The organism is Ruminococcus champanellensis 18P13 = JCM 17042 (assembly GCF_000210095.1).
Taxonomy (GTDB): Bacteria; Bacillota; Clostridia; order Oscillospirales; family Ruminococcaceae; genus Ruminococcus_F; species Ruminococcus_F champanellensis.
On record NC_021039.1, the window covers coordinates 143,712 to 150,425 of the forward strand.

6 protein-coding genes are annotated in these 6,714 nt (G+C 44.1%); all 6 read left to right on the plus strand.

The window, feature by feature from the left end; genetic code table 11:
* Window positions 1-354: 354 nt before the first annotated feature.
* Entirely contained in the window at window positions 355-915 is a 561-nt protein-coding gene (locus RUM_RS00655) for a sigma-70 family RNA polymerase sigma factor (RefSeq protein WP_041326188.1), read from the plus strand.
* A gap of 522 nt (window positions 916-1,437) precedes the next feature.
* Complete coding sequence (locus tag RUM_RS00660) at window positions 1,438-3,726, plus strand: ATP-dependent DNA helicase (RefSeq protein WP_015557309.1); 2,289 nt, start codon at window positions 1,438-1,440, stop codon at window positions 3,724-3,726.
* Entirely contained in the window at window positions 3,723-3,881 is a 159-nt protein-coding gene (locus RUM_RS12885) for a hypothetical protein (protein ID WP_015557310.1), read from the plus strand. Before RUM_RS00660 ends, RUM_RS12885 begins: the two co-directional genes overlap by 4 nt.
* Window positions 3,882-4,046: 165 nt before the next feature.
* Window positions 4,047-5,345: an AAA family ATPase gene (locus tag RUM_RS00665; RefSeq protein WP_015557311.1), complete on the plus strand. Its 1,299-nt coding sequence runs from the start codon at window positions 4,047-4,049 to the stop codon at window positions 5,343-5,345.
* On the plus strand, window positions 5,345-5,998 hold the full coding sequence (locus RUM_RS00670) for an RloB domain-containing protein (RefSeq protein ID WP_015557312.1): 654 nt from the start codon (window positions 5,345-5,347) through the stop codon (window positions 5,996-5,998). Before RUM_RS00665 ends, RUM_RS00670 begins: the two co-directional genes overlap by 1 nt.
* A 192-nt stretch (window positions 5,999-6,190) precedes the next feature.
* A partial coding sequence (locus RUM_RS00675; protein ID WP_162094090.1) for a recombinase family protein occupies window positions 6,191-6,714 on the plus strand: 524 nt, incomplete at its 3' end.

Here is a 6,714-nt window from a genome sequence, read left to right on the forward strand (position 1 = left end):
TAACAGACTTTAATTCGTGCAAGCAGAGCCGGTCGAATGACCGTGGTTTCCAAGCGCCGTACAAGGTTGAGACTTGATAGTATGGAAAACCATATCTATTGGTCTTGATTTGTACGGCGCTTTTTTTGTGCGCAAAAATACTTGTACGGTAATTGGAGTCCTTTCTCGGTTTGCCCGAGAAAGGACTTTTTATGTTTATACAAAAGGAAAATTATTTATTTCATGACTTCTTCACTGTACCGAACCGCAAAGGAGAAGATGCAGTGAAAAAGTGGCATTGCTACATAGCCGGATATCCGTAGTCACCGATTTTTGATTTCACCCAAAATTCAAAAATTTAAGGAGATTACGAAAGTGAGTACCAAATTCTATATCAAAGACAATAACGGCATTTATCTGTCCACGGACGGAAAAATCAGATACACCCTGCTGGAAGGGAAGGCGTTGTATGACTTTCTCAAAACCGAAAACGGAAGGTCAAGATGCTTCCATGTAGACATTGATGAAAACGGCAACAAGATCGGAATTGAAGCCGAACCCAAAATGATCACGGCATGTGCAGCACAGCGGGAACGGGATCGTTATCGCTACAAAGTGATGACTAAGCTGAACATTACAGTTGTGTCGGCAAATACGCTTGTCTCAGTTCCCGGCGAGGATGACCTCGAACTGCTTGATACCGTTGCGGACGAAGATGTCGATTTGGAAGCCGAGGCAATGCACCACCTCGACCTTGAAACTTTGAAAAAGGCTTTGCAAGCCCTCTCAAAAGAAGAATACCGTATCATCCACTGTCTGTACCTATCCAAATCCACTATGAGCGAAAAAGAGATTGCCAAGCATCTCGGTATGACACAGCAGGCCGTGAGCAAGCGTAAGAGAGCCATTTTCGAGAAACTGAAAAAATTTTTCTAATTTTTTGGTTGTGAGCCTTTGGATTTTTCCCAAATAAGGAATGAGAGGACTCAAACAGCCTCTGTTGCACCTTGAAAACCGAATAGCGAAAGGATGCCGAGGTATAAACTCACCGGACCGTAAAAGGAAAGCTGTCGGACAGAAGCGCCATGACTCCATGCAAGTGGATGAGCGATACATTCTGCGTCGAGTCGAAATAGGTACAGCATATTTCGATTGGCCATGACTCCGGTGGAGAACTAAGGATACTTCTGCAAAAAAGCAGCTCGCCGGAAGGCGGGATATGTTGTTTCAGGCTGAAAACCATGTCTGTTACACCATATATGATGCTCGTTCCCCCCACTGCGAATCCGACCGCGGGGAAATATGCTGCGAGATACTCGACATCCTTAAATCCAAAGCTCAATAACGAATTATTCGTGTTTGAGCGATGGAACTACTGTGCAGGAGCAGCAATGCTCCTGCATACCATTCTGTCGCTCAAACAATTCTGAATCACTAAGAAACAAGGAGACATTAGAAATGTTTGAAATTACTTATAGCGACAACGAAACCTTTGAAGCATACCAAAACGCGGGGAAAGCCCATAAAGGCGGCACCTACGATTTTACTTTTGAAAACCGATATATTATTTATCACGCAAACCTGCGTCATAAGGTGGATTACATTGCCATCGATATGAGCACCGGTCTCGCCTCTTTCGTTATTACCAAGAACCCCGGCAATCTCTACACCGAAGCGTCCTACAAACGGCTGATCCCCCATATTCTTTACTCCGTAAAATATACTGGAGACATGAGATATCTCAATCGCTTTGCGGACGATCCCCTCACGGTTATTGACTCAATCTTCCGTGTTGTTCTCCCCAATAACGGATATAACATTCGGGAAGAACAGATTGCTCTTGCAAAGAAGATGTATATCGGTTTTACCGAAAAACAGGTTGCTCTCTGTGAAGCGGAAGTAGGAACAGGCAAAACTCTTTCTTATTTGGTGGCAGCCATTGTAGCCAAACACCACAACGGCATTACTTACAGGCAGAACCTGCCCGTAACCATCACCACATCGAGCATTGAATTGCAGAAAGCATTGGTGGAGCGTGAAATCCCCCACCTTTCCAAAATGCTCTTAGACTATTACATTATTGAGCGTCCGCTGACCGCGGTTCTTCGCAAAGGCAAGGAACACTACCTTTGCCGTTATCGTCTCGATGACTTTCTCAAGAATATCCGTATGTATCCCGAAAAATACAAGACCACCATTGAAACACTCGAGCAGATGAGCAACCTGCGTGCAGGAATTGACCTGGACAGATACCGCCTCAGCGGAGCGATTAAGAGCCGAATCTGTATTAAGGGTACATGCGCAGGCTGTGCGCGAAAGAAGGAATGTACATACAACGAATTTGCTAAACGGATGTACGACCTTCCCGACCTTGACTTTCAAGTTACAAACCATAATATGTACCTCATGTCCCAAAAAACGAAGACCGATGACCATCCCCCTCTGCTGCGCGAGAGTTGCTTTGTGGTCGTAGATGAGGCGCATAAGTTCAAAGAAGCGGCTGAAGACACCTTTGGCGAGAGAATCGGAGAAAAAGACATCCCCCGCTATGTAAATGCAGTAAAAATTCTTTGCTCAACCAAGGCCAATAGGGATAAGTACAAAGAATTTCTCGCAAATATCATCAAGGAAAACGATGCCCTGTTCAACAGCCTTCGCAAGAAGCAGCACGGCGATATCGAAGAAGAACGAGGAAATATTATTTCTCTGTCGGTGTTTCAGACAGCCAAACTCAACAAGATTATGTACCTCATTGATAAAATCGAAGGTATGAAGATTAAACGCAATTACGGTATCCCCGTAACCGGCAGCTACTTGAAAACGGCGATTGCCGCTATCAATAAGACAAGTAAGTCCACCATTTGGTTGGACACGGATGAAAACGGACTTCTTTCGTTATGCAGTACCCCCAAAGATATCAACAACATTTTCAGGAGTAAAATTTGGGACAGAAATGTGAGCCATGTGCTGACCTCCGGTACACTTTCGGATGGAACGGATTTTGAATACTTCAAAGCGGAAAACGGATTGGACTTTATTCAGCATCGCCTGCTTTTGGAGTCCCGTACAGAATCGCCTTTTGATTATACAAACCACACAAGACTGTATATTCCCACGGGGATGCCCACTCCGGACAATGACAACGAGGACTACTTCAAAGCCATCGCCGATGAGATTTATGGGATTATCAAAGCCACAAACGGTCATACGGCAATCCTCTTCACATCATATAAAACGCTCAACCTGGTACACGACCTTCTGCGGGACAGACTAACCGCATACGATACCATCTGCATGACCCGCAGCAATAAAAATGCCATTACCGATTTCAAAAAATCGAAGAACGGTATTCTTTTTGCTTCCGGCTCTATGTGGGAAGGAGTTGACTGTGTAGGTGACTGTCTTTCATCCGTAATTATTGTTCGGCTGCCATTCCCGATGAGAAGCGCTCTCATGGAGGAAAAGAAGAATAACTGCGACAGCGTCGGAGATTTTGTAGACAGATACTGCACTCCCAATATGCTGATCAAACTCCGTCAGGGCGTGGGAAGACTTATTCGCTGTGAAAGCGATACCGGTGTCGTGTCCATCCTGAACCCGAGAGCCATCTCTAAGTCCTACTCCGGTAAAATCGGGCAAGCCCTTCATAAGTTCCCCAAGGTGGACTCCGCTCAAGAAATTGAGTGCTTCATGAGAGGCGTTAAGGACGAAGAATACTACGGAGAAAAGAAGGAGAACATGAAATGATAGCAGAGAAACAAACCAAGTCCGCAAACTTCCTTCGGATTATCGCCATACTGAAAAGCCTTCGTGATGACAGCAAAATCAGTATCCAGGAATACAGCAGAGCGAAAAAATACTATAAGAAACTTACCGGCGCCGATATTTTTATTGCGGATTGATATCAGTATAATTCGGCAATGCACGACATATTTTGCACCTCTGCTCCACGCAGCAAGTCATATCGGAAGTAAATCAAGACGAAAAAATCAATTTTATTGATTTTATCAGTTGCATTTCTCTTAAAAATGTGGTATACTACAGTTGAGAAAGCAGAGGTGTAATATATGCTGATTGAATTCAGATTTAAAAACTACAGATCTTTTCGAGATGAAGCCGTACTTTCTATGGAAGCGACGGGACTCGGCACCTTCAAGAATTGTTTGATTCAAGAGAAAAGTACGAAGTTGCTTCCGGGAGTTGCGATTTACGGAAAAAACGGCGGCGGCAAAAGTAATGTTATCAGGGCATTTTGGCTTGCGGTACAGTTTATCCGAAATGCGCAGCGGACTCAGCACGAAAAAGCTGAAATACCGGTTATGCCGTTTGGCTTGAACGATTATTCTAAATCCGATCCGACCTCATTCAAGTTTATCTATGTGCAAAACGGGATTAAATACTGGTACGGATTTTCTGCAACAAGAGAATCAATTGTCAGTGAATATCTGTATCATGCGCCCAAAGGACAGAAAGCGGTTGTTTTCTTAAGGGACGGTCAAAAATTCAGCTTTACCGAGGAAAAAACCAAGCGAAGCATGATCGGTGAAATGGTAGCTGCAAATCAGTTGTTTTTTTCGGTAGCCTGCACAATGAACGACGCTGTCTGTATCGGCGCAATGCGTTGGTTCAGAGACTGCATATTTTTCTCGCGGGATTATACAGATATCCCAAGACAGCTTCTTGAATATTCGGAAGACAAGAATATGCTAAAAGCCATAACCGAATATGCTAAGACTGCCGACCTTGGCATAGAAGATATGCAGTTCGAATTTGACAGTAAAGAAATCAAGGATGACGAATCTTTCCCTGCGAATGTTCCCGAAGGAATCAAAGCGGCTCTTACACAATTTATGCATGCCTTGTCCGAAACATCAAACAATTCGGAAGTAAAACTCAGAATGGGCGAAGTTACGGCAAAGGCAAAGCATCTGGGTGAAAACAAAAACGGAGAACGAGTTCTGTATTCTCTGGACCTTTCTGACGAATCGGACGGAACAAGAAAACTTATGTCATTAGCACCCGCAATAGAATCCGCACTGCAGAACGGCGGTGTGTTACTCGCTGATGAAATAGAACGCGAACTGCACCCTGTCCTTGTGAATTATATTATCTCAAAATTCCAAAGCAAAAACAGCAATCCAAACGGTGCGCAGATTATCTTTACTACGCACAACACAGAACTGATGAATATGGAACTGCTGCGTAAGGATCAACTGTATTTTGCAGATAAGCGGAACAACGATGGTGCATCCGAACTGTACAGCATCAGTGATTTTGCAACAAGGACAACGGATAACATCCGAAAAGGTTATCTTGTCGGGAAGTACGGTGCAACTCCGGATATTGAAATTGAGGAGGTGGAATAATGCCTCGTCAATTAAGAAAACAGAAAGCCTACATTGTTGTCTTTTGTGAAGGCGAAAGCGAACGGGCATATATGGAGTTTTTGAAAAAGAAATTCTCGGATGTCGCGGCTTTCAAATTTAATTGCTCGACAAACCTCTTTGAAGAAGCAGACAGCAAATTCAAAAAGGATAAAAGATTCAGCGATTACACAGAGGAAACCGATGAAATTTGGTTTTTCTTTGATGTTGAAACAAAGGATATATCAAAGTGGGACAGCAGGCTCGAGATTATAAAGCGACTCCGCAGACTTCGCAAAAGACCAAACATAAAAGTTCGTCTTTTGATGACATCCGGATGTATTGAGTATTGGCTGATGCTCCATTACGAAATGTTTGCGCCTCCCGTTCAGACAGAAGCAGAGAAAAAGGAAATGCTGACAAGACTTGTGCGCAAAGAGCCGACATACCAAAAGGGTGACTTTGTTTCGACGGCGAAAATCGCCGAGCATTATCCAACCGCCGTTATCAACGCCAAACAAGCCGTATCATTCCTTCTGCAAGACGGTTTGCCGGGGCTTGATGATACAGATGAGAGAAACCGATGGCTATGCACAAACTGCCTGACTTTTTCTACTGTATATGAGGCAATTGACTTCCTGGAAAGTCTCGCATAACACGAATAATTCCGACAGAGAGCGCTATCCGTAATGGTGGCGCTCTTTCATTATACTTGCAGGCTGAAAAGTTTGAAAAATATCAAGATTCCGCTGGACTTGTGCGGTTCTATGGATATAATGTTGTGTTGAAAAGAGGTTGCGCATAAAATGTATGCGCAACCTCCCCCACCAAGGAAAGGAGAGAAAACGATGGCAAAGCCGATGCTGATATCCCCGATATCAAGGCAAGGAATTAAGTTGTTGCGAGTGGCGGCTTACTGTCGAGTTTCTTCCTCCTCTGCGGATCAGCTAAACTCTTATACAACACAGATTAACCGCTATAACAGACTCGCAAAGAAGAAAAAGAACGAATGGAACATGGTTGAGATTTTCGCCGATGAAGGCATCAGCGGTATGAAAGCTAAAAACCGCCCCGAGTTCCAACGGATGATCCGCATGTGCGAATTACATCAACTGGACCTCATCATTACAAAATCGGTGTCCCGGTTCGCACGAAATGTAAAAGAAGCCTTGGAGTATGTGAGAAAGCTGAAACTTCTCGGTGTCGGCATAATCTTTGAGAAAGAAGGCATCAATACTCGGTCCCTCGGCGATGAGATGCTGCTTAATACCTTCACAGCAATCGCACAAGAGGAATCTAAAGCGATTTCGCAAAATCAACGCCTCTCCATTGTCAAACGAATGGAACTTGGCATCTATGTAGACAGTGCCCC

What these genes read in the sequence shown, in the direction of transcription:
- RUM_RS00660 (WP_015557309.1), top strand. Translation starts at nt 1,438, where the DNA reads ATGTTTGAAATTACTTATAGCGACAACGAAACCTTTGAAGCATACCAA.
- RUM_RS12885 (WP_015557310.1), top strand. Translation starts at nt 3,723, where the DNA reads ATGATAGCAGAGAAACAAACCAAGTCCGCAAACTTCCTTCGGATTATC.
- RUM_RS00665 (WP_015557311.1), top strand. Translation starts at nt 4,047, where the DNA reads ATGCTGATTGAATTCAGATTTAAAAACTACAGATCTTTTCGAGATGAA.
- RUM_RS00670 (WP_015557312.1), top strand. Translation starts at nt 5,345, where the DNA reads ATGCCTCGTCAATTAAGAAAACAGAAAGCCTACATTGTTGTCTTTTGT.